General features: G+C 69.5%; 20 protein-coding genes, 1 tRNA gene and 1 pseudogene. 7 read left to right on the forward strand and 15 right to left on the reverse strand.

All coding sequences use genetic code 11. The features are described from left to right. The 3 genes from ACWEKS_RS42030 to ACWEKS_RS42040 all read right to left on the reverse strand — a co-directional run. Positions 1–860: hypothetical protein (locus ACWEKS_RS42030; protein ID WP_452345300.1), on the reverse strand; the 860-nt coding region annotated here is incomplete at its 3' end. Positions 861–925: 65 nt separating this feature from the next. Continuing rightward, the gene (locus tag ACWEKS_RS42035) at positions 926–1264 is read right to left on the reverse strand and encodes a hypothetical protein (protein ID WP_452345301.1); all 339 of its coding nucleotides are present in this window, start codon (positions 1262–1264) and stop codon (positions 926–928) included. Positions 1265–1571: 307 nt separating this feature from the next. Continuing rightward, complete coding sequence (locus ACWEKS_RS42040; RefSeq protein ID WP_452345302.1) at positions 1572–1838, reverse strand: hypothetical protein; 267 nt, start codon at positions 1836–1838, stop codon at positions 1572–1574. A 78-nt stretch (positions 1839–1916) separates the two neighbouring features. On the opposite strand from ACWEKS_RS42040, the gene ACWEKS_RS42045 reads away from it, so the two are divergent. Further along, positions 1917–2030, forward strand: coding sequence for an Rv1535 domain-containing protein (locus tag ACWEKS_RS42045; RefSeq protein ID WP_452345303.1), 114 nt, complete (start codon positions 1917–1919; stop codon positions 2028–2030). Between the two features lie 272 nt (positions 2031–2302). Here ACWEKS_RS42045 and ACWEKS_RS42050 read toward each other — a convergent pair. Further along, positions 2303–2381: transfer RNA gene (locus ACWEKS_RS42050), tRNA-Glu, on the reverse strand. A gap of 397 nt (positions 2382–2778) precedes the next feature. Between ACWEKS_RS42050 and ACWEKS_RS42055 the strand changes: the two genes are divergently transcribed. Continuing rightward, the gene (locus ACWEKS_RS42055) at positions 2779–3267 is read left to right on the forward strand and encodes a hypothetical protein (protein WP_452345304.1); all 489 of its coding nucleotides are present in this window, start codon (positions 2779–2781) and stop codon (positions 3265–3267) included. Between the two features lie 55 nt (positions 3268–3322). On the opposite strand, the gene ACWEKS_RS42060 is transcribed toward ACWEKS_RS42055, so the two are convergent. Together ACWEKS_RS42060 and ACWEKS_RS42065 are read right to left on the reverse strand one after the other, a co-directional pair. Further along, complete coding sequence (locus ACWEKS_RS42060; protein WP_452345305.1) at positions 3323–3712, reverse strand: TipAS antibiotic-recognition domain-containing protein; 390 nt, start codon at positions 3710–3712, stop codon at positions 3323–3325. A 25-nt stretch (positions 3713–3737) separates the two neighbouring features. Further along, positions 3738–4208, reverse strand: a complete 471-nt coding sequence (locus ACWEKS_RS42065) for a VOC family protein (protein ID WP_452345306.1) — start codon at positions 4206–4208, stop codon at positions 3738–3740. A 403-nt stretch (positions 4209–4611) separates the two neighbouring features. On the opposite strand from ACWEKS_RS42065, the gene ACWEKS_RS42070 reads away from it, so the two are divergent. The 4 genes from ACWEKS_RS42070 to ACWEKS_RS42085 all read left to right on the forward strand — a co-directional run bounded on the left by ACWEKS_RS42070 (position 4612) and on the right by ACWEKS_RS42085 (position 12012). Then, positions 4612–6780, forward strand: a complete 2169-nt coding sequence (locus ACWEKS_RS42070) for an acyltransferase family protein (RefSeq protein WP_452345307.1) — start codon at positions 4612–4614, stop codon at positions 6778–6780. An 86-nt stretch (positions 6781–6866) separates the two neighbouring features. After that, positions 6867–7646, forward strand: coding sequence for an META domain-containing protein (locus tag ACWEKS_RS42075; RefSeq protein WP_452345308.1), 780 nt, complete (start codon positions 6867–6869; stop codon positions 7644–7646). A gap of 479 nt (positions 7647–8125) precedes the next feature. After that, positions 8126–10531, forward strand: a complete 2406-nt coding sequence (locus ACWEKS_RS42080) for a thiamine pyrophosphate-dependent enzyme (protein WP_452345309.1) — start codon at positions 8126–8128, stop codon at positions 10529–10531. Positions 10532–11070: 539 nt separating this feature from the next. After that, positions 11071–12012 (forward strand): M56 family metallopeptidase, encoded by a 942-nt coding sequence (locus ACWEKS_RS42085; protein ID WP_452345310.1) that lies wholly within the window; start codon positions 11071–11073, stop codon positions 12010–12012. A gap of 38 nt (positions 12013–12050) precedes the next feature. On the opposite strand, the gene ACWEKS_RS42090 is transcribed toward ACWEKS_RS42085, so the two are convergent. The 5 genes and pseudogenes from ACWEKS_RS42090 to ACWEKS_RS42110 form a co-directional block, all read right to left on the reverse strand. After that, on the reverse strand, positions 12051–13313 hold the full coding sequence (locus tag ACWEKS_RS42090; RefSeq protein ID WP_452345331.1) for an MFS transporter: 1263 nt from the start codon (positions 13311–13313) through the stop codon (positions 12051–12053). A gap of 245 nt (positions 13314–13558) precedes the next feature. Then, positions 13559–14656 (reverse strand): annotated as a pseudogene (locus ACWEKS_RS42095) (PLP-dependent cysteine synthase family protein); the annotation flags it as partial. Between the two features lie 100 nt (positions 14657–14756). Further along, positions 14757–15146: a putative copper homeostasis (lipo)protein LpqS gene (lpqS, locus tag ACWEKS_RS42100; RefSeq protein WP_452345311.1), complete on the reverse strand. Its 390-nt coding sequence runs from the start codon at positions 15144–15146 to the stop codon at positions 14757–14759. 294 nt (positions 15147–15440) lie between these two features. Continuing rightward, a complete protein-coding gene (locus tag ACWEKS_RS42105) occupies positions 15441–15815 on the reverse strand; it encodes a BlaI/MecI/CopY family transcriptional regulator (RefSeq protein ID WP_364612631.1) in 375 nt (124 codons plus the stop codon). A 247-nt stretch (positions 15816–16062) separates the two neighbouring features. Then, complete coding sequence (locus ACWEKS_RS42110) at positions 16063–16425, reverse strand: ACT domain-containing protein (RefSeq protein ID WP_354837508.1); 363 nt, start codon at positions 16423–16425, stop codon at positions 16063–16065. A 119-nt stretch (positions 16426–16544) separates the two neighbouring features. Here ACWEKS_RS42110 and ACWEKS_RS42115 point away from each other — a divergent pair, with 119 nt between their 5' ends. Then, positions 16545–17369, forward strand: coding sequence for a TIGR02452 family protein (locus tag ACWEKS_RS42115; RefSeq protein WP_452345312.1), 825 nt, complete (start codon positions 16545–16547; stop codon positions 17367–17369). A gap of 166 nt (positions 17370–17535) precedes the next feature. On the opposite strand, the gene ACWEKS_RS42120 is transcribed toward ACWEKS_RS42115, so the two are convergent. The 4 genes from ACWEKS_RS42120 to ACWEKS_RS42135 all read right to left on the reverse strand — a co-directional run bounded on the left by ACWEKS_RS42120 (position 17536) and on the right by ACWEKS_RS42135 (position 20636). Further along, positions 17536–18192, reverse strand: coding sequence for a response regulator (locus ACWEKS_RS42120; RefSeq protein ID WP_452345313.1), 657 nt, complete (start codon positions 18190–18192; stop codon positions 17536–17538). Next, positions 18159–19280 (reverse strand): sensor histidine kinase, encoded by a 1122-nt coding sequence (locus ACWEKS_RS42125; protein WP_452345314.1) that lies wholly within the window; start codon positions 19278–19280, stop codon positions 18159–18161. The genes ACWEKS_RS42120 and ACWEKS_RS42125 overlap by 34 nt, the downstream gene beginning before the upstream one ends. 5 nt (positions 19281–19285) lie before the next feature. Then, the gene (locus ACWEKS_RS42130) at positions 19286–19774 is read right to left on the reverse strand and encodes a hypothetical protein (protein ID WP_452345315.1); all 489 of its coding nucleotides are present in this window, start codon (positions 19772–19774) and stop codon (positions 19286–19288) included. An 85-nt stretch (positions 19775–19859) separates the two neighbouring features. After that, positions 19860–20636, reverse strand: a complete 777-nt coding sequence (locus tag ACWEKS_RS42135; RefSeq protein ID WP_452345316.1) for an enoyl-CoA hydratase-related protein — start codon at positions 20634–20636, stop codon at positions 19860–19862. Positions 20637–20678: the final 42 nt, after the last annotated feature.

Genomic DNA, 20678 nt, shown 5'->3' on the forward strand with positions numbered 1-20678 from the left:
GCCGCGGCGGCGCTGACCTGTTCGGCGCAGCGCTCGATCGGTCCGTGCGGCAGCGGTAGCGGCCGCGGCTCGGGCGGATCGTAGACGTCGACACCCGGCAGGTCCGGGTCGGCGATCAGCTCTTCCCAGCGCCGCCACTGCGCGAAGCGAGCGGCGGCCTCGACCAGCCGCACCGCCCGCTGCATCGCGTCGGCGCACAGGCCGGTCACTTCCGAATCCAATGCCTGACCCACGGCATTTCCGATCGTGATCACGGTATCGGCGCGGTGGCGGCCGAGCTGGGCTTCCAGTGCGCCGCGCAACCTCGGCTGTCCGTCCACGAGAGCCACCGCTCCCCGGACTACGTGGGCCGGCGGCGGTGCCGGAAGCAACCGCCCGGTGACGACCACACCGATCCCGATGAGATCGCCGGCCAGCTGCAGCGCGGATGTCAATACCGGCTCCCGATCGGAGGGGTGCTCGAGTCGACGGCTCCACGGCTCCGTACTGGTTCCGGCGAGATCTTCGACGCGTTCCAGGATCGCTTCCAGCTGTGCCGGAGACAGGCGTTGCGGGTCCGCGGCCACGACGACCCGCCCGGTGGCGGCATTGACCTGGAACCAGCACACCTCCGGTTCCTGCTCGAGGTGCTTGCGCGCCAACTCGGCTACCCGAGCGCTCTGTGCCGACTGCAGGCCGCGAACCTCGGCGTGAATACGGTTGGCATGCACCGTGATCCGCCGCTGCGTACGCATGCGCCGCGGGTCTGCCAGCGCGCCGAGTTCCCGGCCGATGCCTTCGGTGAATTCGGCGACTGTTCGAGCGGCTGCCGGGTCCGCCAGCCGCGACGCCACCGCCACCGGCCGCCGGAGCAATCCCACCGTGGCTCCGGTGGCCGCGAGGGGCAGCCGGATCGGCGCAGTGGCCAGACCGCGCAGGGAGACCACTACTGTGCGGCGGTTCGCGGCCGTCGCGAACCCGCGGTGGACTGCTTCGGCCGAGTGCTCTTGCGCTCCCGCGGCCGCGGTTGTTCGGACGTGTCCTGATTCCCGGATTCGGTTCTGGCGCGCCGCAACAGATAGACCGCACCCGCGACGCCGCCCGCGGCGGCGGCCACGGGCCACTCGATCAGGCCGGTCAAACCGGCCGCAACGACGCCGAGCACAGTGGCGGCAGACAGGTCCATCCCACTACGAGCGCCGGATACGGCGCCCTCGACTGTGCCGCGCGCCGCGCCGGTCACCGCCCCGACGACGGCTCCGCCGGCCGCCTCAACCGCATGCACACTCGCCGATGCCGTAGCCCCGAGCGTTCTCACAGTGTCCGATGCAACGCTGCTCATCACACCCCAGTCGTCGTAGGTAGCGCAAAGAACTTCCTGCGGAAACTAGTGCGTTGCCAGAATACTCCGCGATGCTCTGATCGGCCCTACGTTATCGAAACGAAAGGCGGTGCACTCAACTCGTCCGCGTGAGACGTAGGAAGAAAATGCCATTTCCAGGCGGTGCCGACCCGATCTGACCGTTGTAGCGAGGATATTTCCACTACCCGAGCGGCCGAAATTGCAGACCAGTTGCTATTGCAAATTGGTTCTACGCCTCTTCGAGGGCTTCGCCGATCTGATGAGCGATGCGATTGTGCTGATCGTGCAGCAGCCAATGGCCCGTTGCGAGGACCAGCGCGACGGGCCATTCGATGATCTCCGCTGCGGCCAGCGCGCCCAGTACGCCGTAGTACGCCAACTGCTCGGGCCGGGGGATGCGAACCCGGCCGATCACCGGCAGGTCTACGGCGAAACCCTGCGCGGCCAGCACACGGTCGACGGCGTTCTCGTGGCCGGTTGGTGGTTTTTCGGCCATTTGTTGCCTCCCGGTCATAGTGCGTTCGAGTGTTCGACGCCTGGGATCCGCAGTGTGTCGAGTGTGATGAGTACTGGTGTGAGCGGCGGATCGGATCCATTGACGGGGGCACTGACGCAGATGCTCGCCGTGCCGTTGCGTGAGCTGTATGCGGTCCTGCTGCGCCTGGATCTCATCGAGATCGTCGATTGATCATCCGGCCGGCGACCGCCGGTGACGAACGGCCGAGGAGCGACGGCGGTCGCGGCAGCGACGGTGAACAGCGTCCGCCGGCAGCCGGATCAGGATCCCGGCCCAGTCCCATCACAATCAGCGTTTGTTCTGCGCGTGTCGCGCCAACGAAGCTAACCAGATTTTAGCCCCGGGCAAATCATCTCGCCGACTGAACCATCACGGTTTCGGGGCCGCTGTGGGCTGTCCCGAGCAAGAGCCAGGGCAGCCGGGCCGGCGCGCCACGAAGTCGTTGGTGACGTAGGTCGGAGTCGAACCGACGTGGGTCCTGAGTGAAAGTCAGGCTGCCCGTGCCGACAGAGCAACTACGCCATTCGGTCCCGTCTCACGACGGAACACCGCGGAAAGCTGAGGAGTCGAACCCCCGGGACACGTTGCCCGGCTCCGGTTTTCAAGACCGGCTGACCTCCACAGGCCGGAACCTTCCGAGACCGCCGCCCATCGAGCTTGCGGTACAACAACATTCGCAGCCGACCGGGGAAAGCCGCAACCGATTTTCGGGGGCCGCAGTCAGGGCCGTGTGGTCGATGAATTCCCCATCACGCCGACAGCTTATTTTCAGCTATCAACCTGGGAGAAGGGCAGCCCGCTCAGTATTCCCGCCTCCACCACAGGACGAGCGAGCTCGCCTGTAGTATCCGTTAACCAGTGCTGAAACGAACAGCACATGACCAGCTATCGAAGGTGGTTCACTACAGGAGAGGCACTCATGACGATGAAAACTCGATCTGTCCTGCTCGCCGCCGCGGCCGGGAGCGCCTTGTTCCTCAGCACCGGCGTCGCTTCCGCCGACCCCACCGATCCGTCGGGTTTCCTCATCGGAGACACCGCTTTCTTCAATATCGGTGGCTTCAACTGTTCGATCGCCGCCAATGGCATTGTCGGCTGCGATATCAACCCGGCGGGCGTGCTGATGTACGTGTCGCTGGCCGGGCCCAATGGCCAGGTCTATCCGGTGCCGTACGCCCCGGCCGCGATCATCGACAACACCGCCTGGCCCGCCCATCCGGAGTGGAGCGGCGGCGGCCACACCCAGCCCGGCGGCAACCAGGCACTGCCGTCCAGCGGTGACGCGTGGTCTCCGGCCAGCATCAGCTACGCGGGCGCGACGTGCACGCAGGGTTACCGCGGCGGGGTGCAGTGCAGCTCGATGGGACACCAGTTCTCGTTCACCGCCAGCCAGGTCTACGGCAGCTGAGCCGTGCGCGCGTGAAAAGCCCTGCCGGGCACGCGTTTCACGGCCCGGCAGGGCTTCACAGTGTCCAGCGGACGTACTCGGTCAGCGAATCACGCACGGACGTAGCGTGTTCGGGCCCGCAGTAGGTCGCGGCGAACCGCTCGTCCTCGACGTACATCCGCCCGAGACCGCCGATCATGGCGATGCAGCGCTCCCGATCACCGTCCGCCAGTGGCGTTCCGGGGATGGCCCGCAACCACGCCACGTGCCGGGCGGCCAGCGCCTGCGCGCGCTCGGAGTCCGGGGCGCACCCGTCCTTGCGGGCGGCGATCCGGCAGGCGATCAGATCGTCGGTGTCAGGCTTCCACTCCCGCTGCTCCCGCAACGACTTGCCGCGCCACTGGTTGCTCACGGCGAAAGCGCGTTCACGCCAGCGGGATACGACCTCAGTTGCCGAATCATCCACTCCACGAAGCTCTCCCGTGTCGTCGCTAATTCTTGCCGGCCCAGTCGCCCTCGAAGGTCGCCGCCCATTCCTTGGCCCGGTCCAGCTCGGCCTCGCGGGGTGCGGTGAAGATGACCCGGTTGCCGTCCAGGTCGTCGAGGGTGACATCGGTGGTGTACCACGCGGTGTCCGCGGGACCATCCACGCCCAGGCCCGGGAGATCGCACTCCCGCAGGGTTGTCGCCAGTGCGGTGAGGTCCGCGCCGCCGGCGGCGAAGGTGACCGTCGTGCTGCCCGGCGCCGGTTCGCCCGGGACCAGCAGCAGGTCCTGGTATTTCATCCGCCGCAGGTGCACCAGGACGGGTGTGCCGTCCGCGCCGGGAATGGTTGCCAGCGCGATGAATCCGGCGGCCTGGTAGCAGGCGGTCGCGGCGGCGAGGTCGCGCACGCGGAAGGTGGCGAACATGGGCATGGGGTAGATGGTCCGGTCGATGGCCGGCTCGGTGGGCTCGCTCATGACCTCGACGCTATGAGTTGACGTAGCGGCAAGGTCAACTCGGCGCCGCCGGGGTCGAGGCGTCGGCGGAGTAAACCGCCAGCATTGTCCTCCACGAGATGGAGGGCGGCCACGATCTCGTGGTAGTCGTTGGGCCCGGCGCGGGAAGCGCAGCGCCACATCGAGCGGATTGTCCTGGGCGCCAAGGTGTTCCATGGTGGCGGTGTAGCCGATGAGCTGACGGTGGTGCGTTGATGGCAGACCTCTGCGATGGCCGCGTGGCGTGCAGAAAACTTCCGGCCCGGCCGTGGCAGGACGTGATCGACAAGGGCCGCACGACGATGGTGCGCAGGCGAAGCGGCAAATGGGACCACCCGGAGAGTCGCGGTGACATGGCCCACACGATCGATAACAATGCAAGCCCATGACGGACACGGCCGGGAGCGGATTGATAAATCGGCAGGCAGACCGGGTTCAGCAGGCATCGACGCCCCGGGCGGGATTTCGGCCCGATATCGAAGGGTTGCGAGCGGTCGCGGTCCTGGCCGTCGTGTTCTTCCATGCGGGTGCGCCCGGGCTCGGTGGTGGATTCGTCGGCGTGGATGTCTTTTTCGTGATATCGGGCTTCCTGATCACCGGAATTCTCTGCCGGGAGGCGACGGCCACCGGCACCATCGAGCTGGCCCGGTTCTACGGTGCACGGGCTCGTCGACTGCTGCCCGCGGCGAGCATCGTCCTGGTCACCACCGCGATCGGCGCGGCGGTACTGCTGCCGCCGCTGCAGGCCCGCGAGGTCCTCGGCGACGGGATCGCGAGCGCGTTGTACGCCGGGAACTACCGGCTCGCCCTGCACGGTACCGACTACCTCGCCGCCGATGCGCCGCCGTCGCCGTTCCAGCAGTTCTGGTCGCTCGGGGTGGAGGAGCAGTTCTATCTGCTGTGGCCGGTGCTCATCATGGCGACGGCCTGGCTCGTGCGGCGGCGCCGAACCGGATCGGCCACGCTGCTGCCGTATCTGATCGTGCTCGCGGTTGTCGCGGCCGCTTCGTTCACGATCTCGCTGGTGTGGACCCGTGTGCTGCCGCCCTGGGCCTTCTTCTCACTGCCCGCTCGGGCCTGGGAGCTGGCGGCCGGCGGCATGGTGGCGCTCTCGGCCGTCGCATGGTCCCGGCTGCCGAAATCGGTGGCCACGCTCGCCGGATGGATCGGCCTGGTCCTGATCGTCACGGCCTGCACCCAGCTGAACGGCAGGACACCGTATCCCGGCGCCGCGGCGCTGCTGCCGGTCCTGGGCACGGCTCTGGTGATCGTGTCCGGCTGTGCCGCAACACGATTCGGGGTCGGCCGGGTACTGGCTCCGGCTCGGGTGCGGGCGATCGGCGGCCTGTCCTACACCTTGTATCTGTGGCATTGGCCGGTGTTGCTGCTGGCGCCCCTGGCGCTCGGCCACCCGCTCGGGCGAGTCGGCGCACTCGGCGCGGTCATGATGACCGGCGGACTCGCCCTGCTGACGCACTGGTCGGTCGAGAATCCGGTCCGCTTCGCGGCATTGTTGCGGAGCTCTGCCCGGCTCAGCCTCGCCTGTGGCGGCGCGTGCACTGCTGTCGCCATCTGTGTGGTGGTGGCACTGCTCATGCTCGTCCCCGCCCCGGTCGGCCGCGGCCTGTCGGCGCCGGCGCTCACGCTCGTCGCACCAGCTGCACCGTCCGCTCCTGCCGCCGACCCCCTCGACGAGGCGGTTCGGCAGCTGATGACGCAAACTCGGTCGGCGGTCGCCGACTCGGCCGAAATCCGGGCTGTCCCGTCGAATCTCACCCCCTCGCTCGGCAACGCGTCCGGCGACAAGGCGGACGTGTTCAACAACGGGTGTGTGCGCTCCTGGCGCGATGTGGGCCAGCCCGAGTGCGCCTCGGGTAATCCGGACTCGGACACCACGGTGGCCCTGGTCGGTGATTCGCACGCCGCGATGTGGAGTCCGGCCTTGGAGCCGATCGCCACGGCGCGGGGCTGGCGGCTGGAAACCATGGCGAAGGTCACCTGCCCGCTGCTCGACCTGCCCATTACGAGTCCTTATCTGGACCGGGAGTACTCCGAATGCGAGCAATGGCGCGGCCAGGTGCTGACGCGGCTGCAGAGCGAACGCCCCCGGCTGATCGTGGTGAGTATGTCCCGACGCTATGGCGGAGACTTCGGCTTCGTCTCCTATGACGCTGCCTGGATCGAGGGCCTCAATCGCCTGGTTGCCCAGCTGCGCGCGATCGGCTCGGCCGTCCTCGTTCTCGGGCCGATCCCCGATCCGCACACCACCGTGCCGGCGTGCCTGTCCGAGCACATCGACGATGCCCTGGCGTGCACCCCCGAGCGACCGGTCGCGGTGAACGACGCGGGTGTCGTGGCCGAGCAGACCGCGGCGGTCGCCGGAGGCGGCCGGTACGCCGACCTCACCTCGCTGTTCTGCACTGCCGTCCGCTGTCCGCTCATCGTCGGCAACACCCTGGTGTACCGCGACGACAACCATGTCACGGTCAGCTACGCGCGGACACTCGGACCGGTCATCGGCGCACTCACCGACCAGGCGCTCGCCCACGGCTGAGCTGCGGGGCTCGTTCGTGACCTCGATCGGGCGGACGCTCGCGTCGGCACTCGGGATGCCGGTGTGATCGCCGTACGATCGGGCATATGCCAGCAACTCGTCTCTGGGTCTTGCTCGCGCTGACCGCCGTGACCGCGGCCGGATGCTCTTCCAATGGCGGCGTCGACTACACCCCGCCCGCCTCGCTCATGGGCCGCTCCTTCGTCTCGACCGCGGTCGCGGGCACCCCGATCCCGGGTGGCGGGCCGCTGACCCTGACCTTCGCCGACGGGCGCGTCTCGGCCACCTCCGGCTGCAATACCGCCACCGGACCCGTTGACCTGCAAGGCAATACAATCCAGGTAGGCGAGATGGCGACCACGCTCATGGCATGCCCGGGCGATCTCGCGGGCGCGGACGGCTGGCAGGACGGGCTGCTGCGCTCCCAGCCGACCTGGACGCTGACCGGCGACACGCTCACCCTGAAGGGCAACGGCTCCACCGTCACCATGCTCGACCGCAAGGCCGCCCACCCGGACAAACCGCTGGTCGACACGCCCTGGATCGTGACCGCCCTGCTGCGCCCCGACGCCGAGGTCCACTCGGCCACCCTCGACGAGGTCCGCCCCGCCCTCACCATCACCCCGGACGGCGAGGTTTCGGGCAGCGCGGGCTGCAACAGCATGACCGGCACGGCCCAGATCGACGACGGCACTGTCACCTTCCAGATCGCGACCACCCGCATGATGTGCGACCCGCAGGTCATGGAGGTCGAGCAGCAGGTGCTGCACGCACTGGACGGAAAAACCAAGGCCACCATCGATTCCAACGAACTCACCATCCGCAACTCCGGCAACGACACGGGATTGAAACTGCGCGCGGAGTGACCCGGGAGCGGGTGAGCAAGCACCGCATTCTGGTGCGACCCGAGCGTTCGACGGTCAGCGAGTTCTGTACCCAGCTGACCACACACTCACGGCAAACCAGAGGGCGGCGGGAATCGGGTTCGCGGAGGCCTGCGAGTTGCTGCGCACCGAATTTCATGCCGATTCGCGGCCGTCCGCGTTGATCACCGACATGCTGGCGCGCGACGCCTGGCGGCGCTGAGCGGTTGCGACCGCGTCTTCGGAAATCCACAGCCATGATGGCGATATCAACTGGAATACTTCCGAACAAGTCATCAACATGGTGGAAATACACCCGCGACGGGCCTGCGCTCGGCACTCTGGACAGACTGGCCGACAGATCCGCTGTTGCCGCCGATCGCGCGGTGTCACACCTACGCTGAGGTCCCGGCGAACTCGAACCATGGGAGGGCGTCATCAACGATCGGGAAGCTGAGCTGGATCAGTGGTTTCGCGCGGAGGTGGCGGCGACGACGCCGGGAGCGGCTCGCGCGCACCGGGAACCGATCGACGCCGCCACCGGATTGACCGGGGCGCGGTGCCTGGAACTGTTCGACGCCCAGGCCGCGTCCCGGCAGCTGGATCTGGCCGCGCGGCGGCTCACCCGGGAGGGGCACGGGTACTACAGCATCGGTTCGTCGGGACACGAGGGCAATGTCGCGGTGGCGGCGGCACTGCGGGTCACCGATCCGGCGCTGCTGCACTATCGGTCCGGCGCGTTCTTCGTGCACCGCGCCCGGCAGGTGCCCGGCCTGGATCCGCTCCGCGATGTGATGCTGGGTGTCGTGGCGGCGGCCGCGGACCCGATTTCCGGTGGGCGGCACAAGGTTTTCGGTAGCAAGCCGGCCCACATCATTCCGCAGACCTCCACCATCGCCTCGCACCTGCCGCGCGCGGTCGGCCTGGCGTTCGCCCTCGACCGGGCCGCGCAGCTGCGCCTGCACACCGAGTGGCCCGAGGATGCGGTGGTGGTGTGCAGCTTCGGCGACGCCTCGGCCAACCATTCGACCGCCGCCGGGGCCATCAATACCGCGATCCACACCGCCCACCAGGGCGTGCCGATGCCGATCCTGTTCGTCTGCGAGGACAACGGCCTGGGCATCAGCGTGCCCACTCCGCGCACCTGGATCGAGCAGGCCTACGGATCCCGGCCGGGACTCGCGTACTTCGATGCCGACGGCACGGACCTGCCCGCCGCGCTGACGGCGGCGACCGCGGCCGCGGATCACGTACGCGCACACCGGAAACCGGCCTTCCTGCGCCTGCGTACCGTGCGGCTGCTCGGCCACGCGGGCTCCGATGTGGAATCGGCCTACCGCCGCCCCGCCGACATCACCGCGGACCTGCGCCGCGACCCGGTGACCGCCACCGCCCGCCTGCTCGTCACCACCGGCGTCACCACCCCCGCCGAGATCGTCAGGCGCTACGACGAGATCGGCGACCAGGTCGCCAAGGCTGCCGAAGCCGCCTGGCACGAACCGAAATTGCACTCGGCCGCCGAGATCACCGCCCCGCTCGCCCCCGCCCACCCGGCCGCGATCCGGGCCGACGTCCTGCGCACCGGGCCCGACCTGGATCGGGCCGGCGGCGCCGGGCCCGATGCGCCGCAACTCGCCGGTCCCCGAAACCCGAACGCCGCGGCCCGGATACCCACCGACCCAGTCATATCCCACACCGACGCTGCCGTGGATTCGGCTGGCGCAACCGCCCGTCCGGCTCCCGCTACCCCGGACGTGGGAGACGGGATATCGGGCCTGGCCGCCACCACGCGAGCGGCCGCCGACGTATCAGCGAGCCAGGTTGCGGCACAGTGGATTTCGTCGGCAGCACCTTCTTCATCGGTTTCCGGCGAGCCCCTCACCCTGGCGCAGGCGGTGAATCACACGCTGGCGGAGTTGCTGGCTCGCGATCCGGATGTGCTGGTGTTCGGGGAGGATGTGGGGCGTAAGGGTGGGGTGTACGGGGTGACGAAGGGGTTGCAGCAAAGCTTCGGGGGGCGCAGGGTTTTCGACACGCTGCTCGATGAGCAGAGTGTGCTGGGGACCGCGCTGGGGGCGGGGCTGGCGGGGTTCGTGCCGATTCCGGAGATTCAGTACCTGGCCTATGTGCACAATGCCGAGGATCAGTTGCGGGGGGAGGCGGCGACACTGTCGTTCTTCTCGGGCGGGCGGTACCGGAATCCGGTGGTGGTGCGGATCGCGGGTCTGGCTTACCAGAAGGGGTTCGGCGGGCATTTCCACAATGACAATTCCCTTGCGGCGCTGCGGGATATCCCCGGCCTGGTGATCGCCGTGCCGGCCCGGGCCGACGATGCTGCGACGATGCTGCGCACGTGCGTCTCGGCGGCGCGGGTGGACGGGCGGGTGTGCGTGTTTCTCGAGCCGATCGCGCTCTATCACACCCGGGACCTGTATCGCGCCGGGGACGGCGGCTGGCTGGCGCCGATTTCCGGTGTGCGCCATGCCGAGATCGCGCGCGCCCGCGTGTACGGCACCGGCGCGGATCTCACCATCGTGAGCTTCGCCAATGGCGTGCCGATGAGCCTGCGGGTGGCGGAGCGGCTGGCCGCGCAGGGGATTCACGCGCGGGTGCTGGATCTGCGCTGGCTGGCGCCGCTGCCGGTGGCGGATCTGGTCGAGCATGCGCGCGCCACGGGCCGCGTGCTCGTCGCCGATGAGACCCGCCGCAGCGGGAGCGTTTCCGAGGCGGTGTGCGCGGCATTGCTGGATGCCGGTTTCGAGGGCCGCGTGGCCCGTGTCACCAGCGCCGACAGTTTCGTGCCGCTGGGTCCGGCCGCCGCGGCGGTGCTGCTGGACGAAGCGGCGATCGAGGCCGCCGCCCACGCGCTGCTGACCGCTCCGCGGTGATCACGGGTGGGGCCGGGGCTGCTCGCGGAAAACACCCGGCCCCACCCGTGTCGACGCCGGTCCGGTCGGCGTCCCGGTGCCGTCGAGGAAACGACACCCGGCCTATCTACGTATTAACTACGTAGATACGTAATACCGGAGAATCGCCGCCGAGCGCAAGCACGCCCGGTCGATTCATGCGGTTTTCCCACCCCGGCACGGCGAGTCGGCGGCGCGTCCGCGCAGGCCGGCCTGCACGCCGGCCATCACACACAGAGCGACGCAGCGGGCGAGGGTCACAGTGGCGGGATGTCGTGCCATGCGCCATGCCGCTTCGGTTCGGGTCGACATCGGTTCTCCTGTCGCCGGTTTCGGAGTTATACCCCCAACAGGTATATGGAAACTGTACCCCACAGGGGTATCGAACATGGCGCTCCTGCCGGGCGCCTGCGGCGGCCGTCACGCCGCGGGAGTAAGCCTGCCCTCAGTTTTGCCCTCTACACTCGTGCCCATTCCACGGGAGGAGATCGGATGCGAGCAGCGCGATCGCGGGTGCCGGCATGAGCGTCGCCGTCTGTCTGCTGCTGTACGGATTCGCCGTGGCCGTACTCGCGCCCCGGCTGCTGCGCCGGCTCAGCACCGCAGGGGCCGCGCCCCGGATCGCGGTGGCGGCCTGGCTGGCGGCCATGGCCTCGACTGTGCTGGCCTGGACGGTGACACTGGCGATCATCATCATCGACCTTGTCACGCACCGGATTTCACTGTTTCCCGCCAAATTGATGGACAGCTGCCTGCTGCACCTGCACGACGCCGCGGAAGGCGACTACGGCGTGCACCTGCAGACCGGGCTGTTCGCGCTGTCGGGATTCGCCACGCTCGCCGTGCTGGTGCTGGTGGTGCGGCTCGGCACCACCCTGTTGCGCGCGCGCCGCACCACCCTCGAGCACGCCCGCATGGCCCGGCTCGCCGGACGCCACCACCCCGGCCTGGACGCGGTCGTGCTCGAGGTCGATCATCCGGCCGCGTATTGCGTTGCGGGCAAACCCCATACGATCGTGGTCAGCCGCGGCGTGCTGGCCGCGCTCGAGGATCATCACCTCGATGCGGTGCTCTCCCACGAGCGCGCCCACCTGGACGGCCGCCACCACCTGCTCCTCACTCTCACCCGCAGCCTGGCCACCGTGCTGCCGCGGGTCGAGCTGTTCACCCTGGGCGCCTCCGAGGTGGCGCGTCTGCTGGAGATGCTCGCCGACGATGTCGCCGCCCGAATTCACGGGCGCACCACCGTCTTACAGGCCCTGCTGACCCTCTCCACCCTCCCCACCCCGCCCGCGACCGCCGAGGCCGCGCTGCTGCCCCGGGTCCGCCGCTTATCCGTGCCGGAGAACCCGCCCCGCATGCACACGCGCATCGCGATCACCGCGATCACGCTCACCGCCGTGTTCATCCCGGTCGCGGCCATTGTCACCGCCGGCATCGGCATCAAGGTCTGTGCCGTCTAGCCGGGACCCGGCGCGGACCGCCGCGCCGGGTCCCGGGCTCAGCGCCGCACCGGCAGCAGCCGGGTCGGATAGTCGATCCGCCGACCCGCGGGCGATGACGGATCCTCGATCGGCGTGCGGGTGGGGGCCGGATCCCGATCGGATCGATTCAGGACATGCAAGGCGACGGCAGCCAGCGCGCCGATGACCACGAGACCGAGCCACACCGCCCAGTCCGCCCCGACGGCATGCGCCGCACCCAGCAGCGCACCCGTCGCAAGATTGCCGACCAGGATGCCGATCCCCACCACCGTGTTGTAGAAGCCGTAATGCGTGGCTACCAGGCGATTCCCCGACAGGGAGACCACGGTGTCCATCTCGAACGGGAACACTGCCGCCGTGCCGACCGCCAGCACCGCCGCCGCCAGCAGCAGTGCGCCGATGGCCACCGGCGCACCGAAGGGCCGCGGTGCGGGCAAGACCGCCAGCGGCACGAACGCCACCGCCAGCAGGGCCACACCGACCACCAGGCCGCGGCCGGTCCCCCAGCGTTTCCGGAACCAGGCGGTAATGCGCAGCTGCCCCGCGACCGCGACGAGGCCGGAGATCACGAACAGCGCCGAGGTGACCGTCTGCGCCCGCTCACCGGCCAGGTACTCGGCCTGTAGGGGCAGCGCCAGATACACCTGGAACGACAGCACATACGAGCCGATCATGGCCAGCGCGAAGGCGACGAAACGGCGATTGGCGACGACGGTGCGCCAATCCTGCAGCACCGAGGTCCGCACGGCCGGTTCGGCACCGCGGCGCGCGGGCAGCGCGAACAGCTGCGCGACGGTCAGCAGCGCGAACACCACCGCCGCCGCGGCCGCTGTGACCCGGAAATCCAAGGCCAGCAGCGCCAATCCGGCCAGCGGGCCCGCCAGCATCCCGGCCTGATAGAAGACGTTGAACACCGCGAACGCCTCCACCCGCCGCTCCCCCGCCTCCGCGGCCAGATAGGCCCGCACCGCCGGATTGAACAGCGCCCCCGCGAATCCCGTTGCCGCCGAGGCGATGAGCAGGCCCGGCAGATCCGACGCGAACACCAGCAGCGCGAAACCAGCTGTCCGCAACAGACATCCGGCCACGATCAGCGGCTTGTACCCCAGCCGATCCGCCAGCGTGCCGCCCACCAGGAACATCCCCTGCTGCGAGAAATTCCGTACACCCAGCACCAGCCCCACCGTCCACGCCGCCAAACCCAGCGGGCCGGACAGGTACCCGGCCAGATACGGCATGAGCATGTAGAACCCGAGGTTGATGCCGAACTGATTGACCATCAGCAACTGCGCGGCCCGATCGAACCCGCGGAACTTCGCCACGATGTTCACGACAGCGGCTCCGCGACGTCGCGTGCGCTCGTCGAACCGAGTACCGGATTCCCCACCGGCTCACCATCTCCGGGCCCCATCGCCGTCGAATGACCAGCGGCACCATCGCCCGGACCGCGACCGGGTATCGGGCCGACCGTGTTCGCGGTCGGAGCAGGAGTGCGGTCGCGGGCTCCCGGCTCCGACGCGGGCTCCGACGCCCGGGGGTCGATAACCGTGGAGCAGCGGGTCCACTTCTCCACCTGCCGGTCCCGGGGATGAGCGATCGTGTCCGGCGCGGTGGGTTGCGGAGCGCCGAGCAGTCCGTGTGCGGCGCAATAGGAATCGTTGTAGACGGTGTCGAAGTAGCGATGCGGACCGTCGGGGAAGACGGCGGCGATCCGGGTGCCCGGCGCGTGGGTGCGGGCCGCCCACCCGGCCACCAGCGCGACCGCACCGACGCTCCAGCCACCGCTGGCGAGGTAGGCGGCGGCCAGGGTGCGGCAGGCCCAGACGGCTTCGGCCGGTGCGACCCAGTGGATTTCGGTGAAGGCGGCATAGTCGACATTGCGCGGGTGGATGCTGGAGCCGAGGCCGCGCATGAGGCGCGGGCCGGCCTGCTGGCCGAAGATGGTGGAGGCCACGGTGTCCACACCGATCAGGGACAGGTCCGGGTTGGTGCGGCGCAGGGCACGGGCGACACCGGCGGAATGGCCGCCGGTCCCGACGGCGCAGACCAGGACGTCGACGCCACCGAGCTGTTCGATCAACTCCCGGGCCAGGGACTCGTAGCCGTCGACATTGTCGGGATTGCTGTACTGGTCCGGGCACCACGCGCCGGGCTCGGCCGCCAGCAGTTCGGCGACCCGATCGCCGCGCGCCTGCTGCCAGCCGCCGACCGGATGCGGCTCGGACACCAGCTCCACGTGGGCGCCGTAGGCCGTGAGCAGCTGCGCGACCATGGGTTCGAGCCCCGGATCGGTCACCACGGTCACCGGATGCCGGTACACCAGCCCCGCCAGGGCCAGCCCCAACCCCAGTGTGCCGCTGGAGGATTCGATGATCCGGCCGCCGGGCGCCAGCACTCCCCGGGCCCGGGCCCGCCGCACCATGTGCAGCGCGGGCCGGTCCTTCATCCCGCCCGGATTGCGTCCCTCGAGCTTGGCCCAGAAGCCGAGCCCCGGGGGCGAGAACGGCTCCCCCACCCACAGCACCGGCGTATTGCCCACCAGCGCGCGGGGTTCCCGGGCCAGGCCGGGCAATCCGGGCCGGCCGGTAATCGTGTCGAACTCGTCGAGCAGACCTTTGTCCATGACTGTCGCTTTCGGTATCGGACCGCCGCGGCGGCGGCATGATGTGCACGGCAACGGACTCCGGCCCGGGGCGCGACGCCCAGGGCCTGTCGCCGGCCGATCAGCGTCGGTCGATACACAGGCGGGTCAGCAGCATCCGGCCGCCGACCGCGTAATCGGGTGGTCCCCGTACTCCGTGGGACACGGCGACGATTCCGGTATCCGCAGGTCCGGCTGCCGGGACAATGGGATCGGCTGCCACCTCCGGCGCGTGTTCCGCGCCGGGCGAGGCCGTCCGGATCGCGTCCCCGACATGCGGGTCGCAGTGCGCGGATTCACCGCCGTGCGGTCCCGGAGCCCCCGGTTCGCCCGGGGCGATCGACACCGCTTCCAGCGGGCGCGCATGATCGGACCCATCGCCGAGCGCGCAACCGGCAATCGCGGCGAGCAGCACCAGCCCCGAACCGAGCAGCACCCACAGCGTCCGGCCGAACCCGCCGACACGACCCACCGCCGACACCTCCCGCCTCGAATCCGACTGCCCGGCCGCTGTTTTGACCGACCGGTTTCCTCGCCGGCATGTCATTGACACACCCTCGAAACAATCTACTATCTACGTACGTAGTTAGTTGGGAGCCGGTGATCGGGCTCACGCCCGGCCCCGGCGAATCCGAGGCAAAACGACAGGACACGCATGAGGTTTGCGCAATCGGGCCACCCGACACGCCGAACCCGCGACCGGCAGACGGCAGCACACCACTACCGGTGGCAGCGGCGGGAATCGAGTGCCGCGCAGACCCTCCGGTCAGCGCAGTTTGGAGCGCGCGAGCTTGCGCAGGGCCGCCCGCAGGCCCTCGGACTCCTCGGCGCTCATCTGCTCCACGAAGTGCGCGAGCACCAGATCCGAACGACCGCCGCTGCCCAGCGCCTCACGCATGAGGCGGGCGCTGTACTCCTCGCGACTCAGGGTGGCCCAGTATCGGTAGGCCTTGCCGACGCGTTCGCGTTCCAGCCAGCCCTTGCGATGCAGATTGTCCATGGTGGACATGACGGTGGTGTACGCGATGTCGCGCTCGCCGGCCAGCTCGTCGAACACTTCCCGGACCGTCGTCTTGCCGGAGCGATCCCAGATGCGTTCGATGACGACCGCTTCCAGGTCTCCGAAGCCTCGCGCACTCACGTCTGACGTCTCCTCACCTCACGGCTCAGCCGATTCCGCATCACGTGTCGGCCTACGGTCCTGGTGCGCACCCGATCGTAGGGTGATCGCCGGTATGGACCCGAGCCTCCCCGGGCGCCGGGGGCGCGCCCGCTCATACGTTCTACGTACGTAGACAGTAATATGGTGCACCCGTGGGCCGTCCCACGCAACCGGACAGCGGGACAACGCCGGACTACCCCAAGGCCCCGCTTCCCAACCCTCGGTGTCAGTCGGCGATGCGATGCCCCGCATCACGCAGCGCCGCCGACGCCTCCTCCAGCCGATGCGCGGGAACCAGCACCAGATCCGCGTGGAAGGTGGAGGCGACGAACACCGGGATCGACGACTCCGCCAGCGGCCCGATCAAGGCGGCCAGCGTGCCGGGCGCGTTCAGGCTGCCCGCGTCGACACCGTAGAAACCCTTCCAGGTCTCACCCTCGGCCCACGCGGGCGCCTCGCGAATCACGGTGAGCCCCTCCGGCGCCCGCACCAGGGCGATCCACTCGTCGTCCTCCGGAAAGGTGGAATTCGGCAGGTGATCCACCGCGAACTGCGACGGGACGATCCGCAAACGCTGGGAGCCGGTCATGGCGACATCGTAGGCGGACGGTCGGACAAACCCGGTGCGCGCACCGCGACAGCCCAGTATTGGTGTCTGCGACTAAAATTTGGATGCCCTCCCCGGGCCCGGCCCGTATGGTCACTGAAATGAGTACCAGCCCACAACAAATCGCCGACGAGAACGAGCGGATCGCCGCCCTCGGCACCTATCGTGCGGCCGACGGAACCCTCGTCGACATCACCGACGCGCTGTCCCAGGCGCGCGCCTGGACCCACTGTTTCGAACCCGACGAGGACCTCTGCAACCGTGACCCCGGACCATTCACCGGACGCCCCGAGGTCACGGCCGAAGGCAGCATGCAGGCCGCCCGCCGGCTACACGAGGAAGGCGGAGAAACCATCGCCGTCCTCAACTTCGCCTCCGCCCGCAACCCCGGCGGCGGTTACCTCCGCGGTGCCCGCGCCCAGGAGGAAGACCTGTGCCGCAGCGCCCTGCTCTACCGCTGCCTGCTCGAGACGCCCCGCTACTACGAGGCCCACCGCGCATCCGACGACCTGCGCTACAGCCACCGCGTCATCTTCTCCCGCGAGGTCCCGGTCATCCGCGACGACCGCGGTGCGCTCACCGCGCGCACCTTCACCACCTCGTTCCTCACCTCGCCCGCGCCGAATGCCGGTGCACTGGCGGACCGTTCGGGCGAACGGGTCGATGTTCGCGAGATCCTGATCGCCCGCGCCGAGCGGGTGCTCGCCGTCGCCGCTCACGAGCGTGTCCGCGAATTGGTCCTCGGCGCGTGGGGATGCGGCGTGTTCCGCAATGACCCGAACGAGGTCGCCGAGGCCTTCGATCGGGCGCTCCAGATCCACGGCGCCGCCTTCGATCGCGTCGTGTTCGCCGTCTGGGACCGCTCCCCCATCTCAGCCAACCGCGCCGCATTCGAAGCCCGCTTCGGGCAAGCGGTTTCCCCCTAGCCGCGGCGAAGTCCGATGGCGGGCACCGCTCTTCTGAGCTGTTTGTTCTGAACAGGTTCATGGTCCGGGTGTCACAACAGCGATGTCATACCGGCAGTCCATGCTCAGATTGCAATATCTACAGACTCAGATAGCCGATTGAGGACCGGTAGCCCCGGACCCTCGCTCAGCGGGCCAGACCCGTGCGATGAGCGAAGGCGATGGCCTGGCCGCGATCGCGCACCCCGAGCTTGGCGAACAGTGAATTGATGTGCGTCTTCACGGTGCTGACACCGATGAACAGTTCCTTGGCGATCTCGGAGTTGTTGCGCCCCTGCGCCATCAGCCGCAGTACGTCCCGCTCGCGGTCGGTGAGGTCGGCGGGCGCTTCGGGTGGCGCGTCGAGGGCGGAGAGCAGGCGGCGGCCCACATCGGCGGCCAGGGTGGTGTGACCGCTCGCGACGGATCGGATGGCCGCGGCGATCTCGGCGCGACCGGCGTCCTTGGTGAGATATCCGCGTGCGCCCGCCCGCAGCGCGCCCGCGATGGAGGCGTCGTCGGCGTAGGTGGTGAGTACCAGGACCGCGGTCTCGGGATATTGGGCGGTGATGGCGGCGGTCGCGGCCACGCCGTCGATGCCGGGCATGCGCAGATCCATCAGCGCCACCCGGGGTTTCACCCGCCGTACCAGCTCGACCGCTTCCGCGCCGTCGCGGGCCTCCCCCACCACCCGCATATCGGGCAGCAGCGACAACACCGTGGTGAGCCCGTCGCGCACGGTGGTCTGGTCGTCGGCCACCACCACCGTGATCACTTCCGCGGCAGCAGGATTCGCACCGTCCACCGACCCTCCTCCTTCCCGGCGGACAGCAGTCCGCCCGCCGCCTCGATCCGCTCCCGCATACCCAGCAGTCCTGCCCCGGAACCGGTGCTGCCGAGCGGCACCCATTGCGCGGCAGTCGGATTCGACACCACCGCCTCCAGCGACGCGCCGCTGCCGCGCAGCGTGAGCGTAACCGCCTGCCCGGGTGCGTGTTTGCGCGCATTGGTGAGCGCCTCCTGCACCGCGCGGATCAGGGCCACCGCCGCCTGCTCGTTCGCCGGATCCACCGCGACATCGAATCGCTCGGCCAGCTGCCCGCCGGCCGCGCGGTGCTCCTCCACCACCCGGCGCAGCTCGGCCGCCGCGTCGAAGCCGCCCGACCGCAGCGTGCCCACCACCCGGCGGGCGTCGGCCAGCCCGGACACCGCCAGCCGATGAGATGCCTTGACCCGCTCCGCGGCCCGGTCCGTCTCCCCCGCCTCCAACAGCGCGTCCGCGGCGTCGAGTTGGAGCACCAGACCGCCCAGAGTGTGGGCGAGCACATCGTGGATGTCGCGGGCGATGCGCCCGCGCTCGGCCAGGGCGGCGGCCCGATCCCGCTCCTCGCGGATGATCCGATTCTGTTCCACCAGCATCCGATTGCGCTCCGCGCCGACCCGCGCCTGGCGGCGGCTCCAGCCCGCCAAGCCGACCACGACCACACCGACCAGCAATCCCACCAGCGCCCCCGGACGCGCACCGTCCACCAGGACGGAGACGCACATGAGCACCGAGGTGGACACCGCGATCGCCAGACCGAACCACAGCGGCGCGCTCAGCAGGCCGAGGGCGATGAATACCGTGGCCAGGGCGGTGATTCCGGAGCCGACCGACTGGGCGACGGTCGATCCCCCGCCGATGGCCATGGCGCACAGGCAGATTCGTTCCCGCCGCCACTTCCGTGCAGGCATCACCACCCACGCCGCCCAGCCCAGCCACGACAGCACCACCAGTGCCGCCACCCACGGCCGGTGGAACAGGGCCACACTCGCCGAGGAGGAGACCACGGCGACGAGCCCGACCAGGCGCAGCAGCCTGGACAGGCTCGAGGGTGGATCGAGGATGGACATCGGTCTCAGTGTGCCGCAACCGGGTGCGCCTGCTCGGCACGCCGGGCCAGCACCAGCGCCCGGCCCGCCCGATTGAGCGCCACCACCAGCAGGATCGCCCCGACCGAGGTGACGGCCACCGCGCCGGCCAGGTGCGCGACCACGTCCACCCCGATGCGCGCCGCCAGCAGCACCAGCCACAGCAGCGATCCGGCCCACCCGGTCCGCGCCTCCCATCCCGCGGCGGTGCGGCGCAGCTGGGACAGCATCCCCATGACCACGCCGATCCCGACACCGAGCGCCGCCGACAAGGCCAGCAGGGCCACCGACATGACCCCGAGGCCGCCACCGGTGACCACGGACTTCATCTGCAGAAACCCCACCAGCCCGAGAATGATCGGTCCCCGCCACAGCCGATTGGCGTCGAGGACCTGCCATCGGGTCTGCCGGTACATGATCCACCCGATCACCAGCACCGCGACCGCGCCGTCGACCACCGCATTCTGCAAGTTCATGCCTCCACGGTCGCCCCGCGAACCGCCTCCACCCACCACCCCAGGGTGGAGACCGGGTGGGATTCCCGCCCATCCGCCTCGCCGGTCAGTCGGGCCAGACGGGCGGGCGCTTCTCCAGGAAGGCGGCCATTCCCTCGCGGGCGCCGGGCAATTGGGAGGCGGCGGCCATGACCTCGCGGGCGAGGGTGTAGGCGTCGGCCTCGGGGCGGTCGAGCTGGGCGTAGAGGGTGCGTTTGCCGAGCGCCTTGCTCGCGCGGCTGCCGCGGGTGGCGCGGGCGAGCAGGTCGGCGACGGCGTCGTCGAGGTCGGCGTCGGGGACGGCGTAGTTGATCAGACCCCAGTCGACGGCGGTGCGAGCGTCGATGACGTCGCCGGTGAGGGCCAGCTCCATGAGGCGTTTGCGGCCGATGGAACGGGCGACCGGGACGGCCGGGGTGTGGCAGAACCAGCCGCCCTTGCCACCGGGGAGGGCGAAGCCCGCCGAATCGGCGGCGACGGCCAGGTCGCAGGACGCGACGAGCTGACAGCCGGCCGCGGTGGCCAGGCCGTGCACGCGGGCGATCACCACCTGCGGCACCGTCTCCAGGGTGGTCATGACCTGCTGGCAGAGGGTGAGCAGGTCGCGCACGCCGAGCAGGTCACGGGCGGCCACATCGGCGAAATCGTGGCCCGCGCTGAACACCGGCCCGGCCGCGGCGAGCACGATGCCGGTGGCGTCGGTGTCGCCCGCGGCGCGGAACGCGGCCAGCAGTTCGGTCAGGTGGTCGGCGGACAGCGCGTTGCGGCGGTCGGGACGGTTCATGGTGACGGTGATGGTGTCGCCGTCCCGCTTCACGAGTAGGTGCCGGTACTCCGCGGTCATACCTTCCACGGTAGTGCGGAGTATCGGCCCGGGCTGCCGCAT

It is taken from the genome of Nocardia sp. NPDC004711 (assembly GCF_053601595.1).

Coding starts and splice junctions, on each gene's coding strand:
- ACWEKS_RS42090 (WP_452345331.1), bottom strand. CDS start 13,313: ATGGTCAATCAGTTCGGCATCAACCTCGGGTTCTACATGCTCATGCCG.
- ACWEKS_RS42070 (WP_452345307.1), top strand. CDS start 4,612: ATGACGGACACGGCCGGGAGCGGATTGATAAATCGGCAGGCAGACCGG.
- ACWEKS_RS42130 (WP_452345315.1), bottom strand. CDS start 19,774: ATGAACTTGCAGAATGCGGTGGTCGACGGCGCGGTCGCGGTGCTGGTG.
- ACWEKS_RS42040 (WP_452345302.1), bottom strand. CDS start 1,838: ATGGCCGAAAAACCACCAACCGGCCACGAGAACGCCGTCGACCGTGTG.
- ACWEKS_RS42110 (WP_354837508.1), bottom strand. CDS start 16,425: ATGACCGGCTCCCAGCGTTTGCGGATCGTCCCGTCGCAGTTCGCGGTG.
- ACWEKS_RS42085 (WP_452345310.1), top strand. CDS start 11,071: ATGAGCGTCGCCGTCTGTCTGCTGCTGTACGGATTCGCCGTGGCCGTA.
- ACWEKS_RS42055 (WP_452345304.1), top strand. CDS start 2,779: ATGACGATGAAAACTCGATCTGTCCTGCTCGCCGCCGCGGCCGGGAGC.
- ACWEKS_RS42075 (WP_452345308.1), top strand. CDS start 6,867: ATGCCAGCAACTCGTCTCTGGGTCTTGCTCGCGCTGACCGCCGTGACC.
- ACWEKS_RS42115 (WP_452345312.1), top strand. CDS start 16,545: ATGAGTACCAGCCCACAACAAATCGCCGACGAGAACGAGCGGATCGCC.
- ACWEKS_RS42125 (WP_452345314.1), bottom strand. CDS start 19,280: ATGTCCATCCTCGATCCACCCTCGAGCCTGTCCAGGCTGCTGCGCCTG.
- ACWEKS_RS42065 (WP_452345306.1), bottom strand. CDS start 4,208: ATGAGCGAGCCCACCGAGCCGGCCATCGACCGGACCATCTACCCCATG.
- ACWEKS_RS42135 (WP_452345316.1), bottom strand. CDS start 20,636: ATGACCGCGGAGTACCGGCACCTACTCGTGAAGCGGGACGGCGACACC.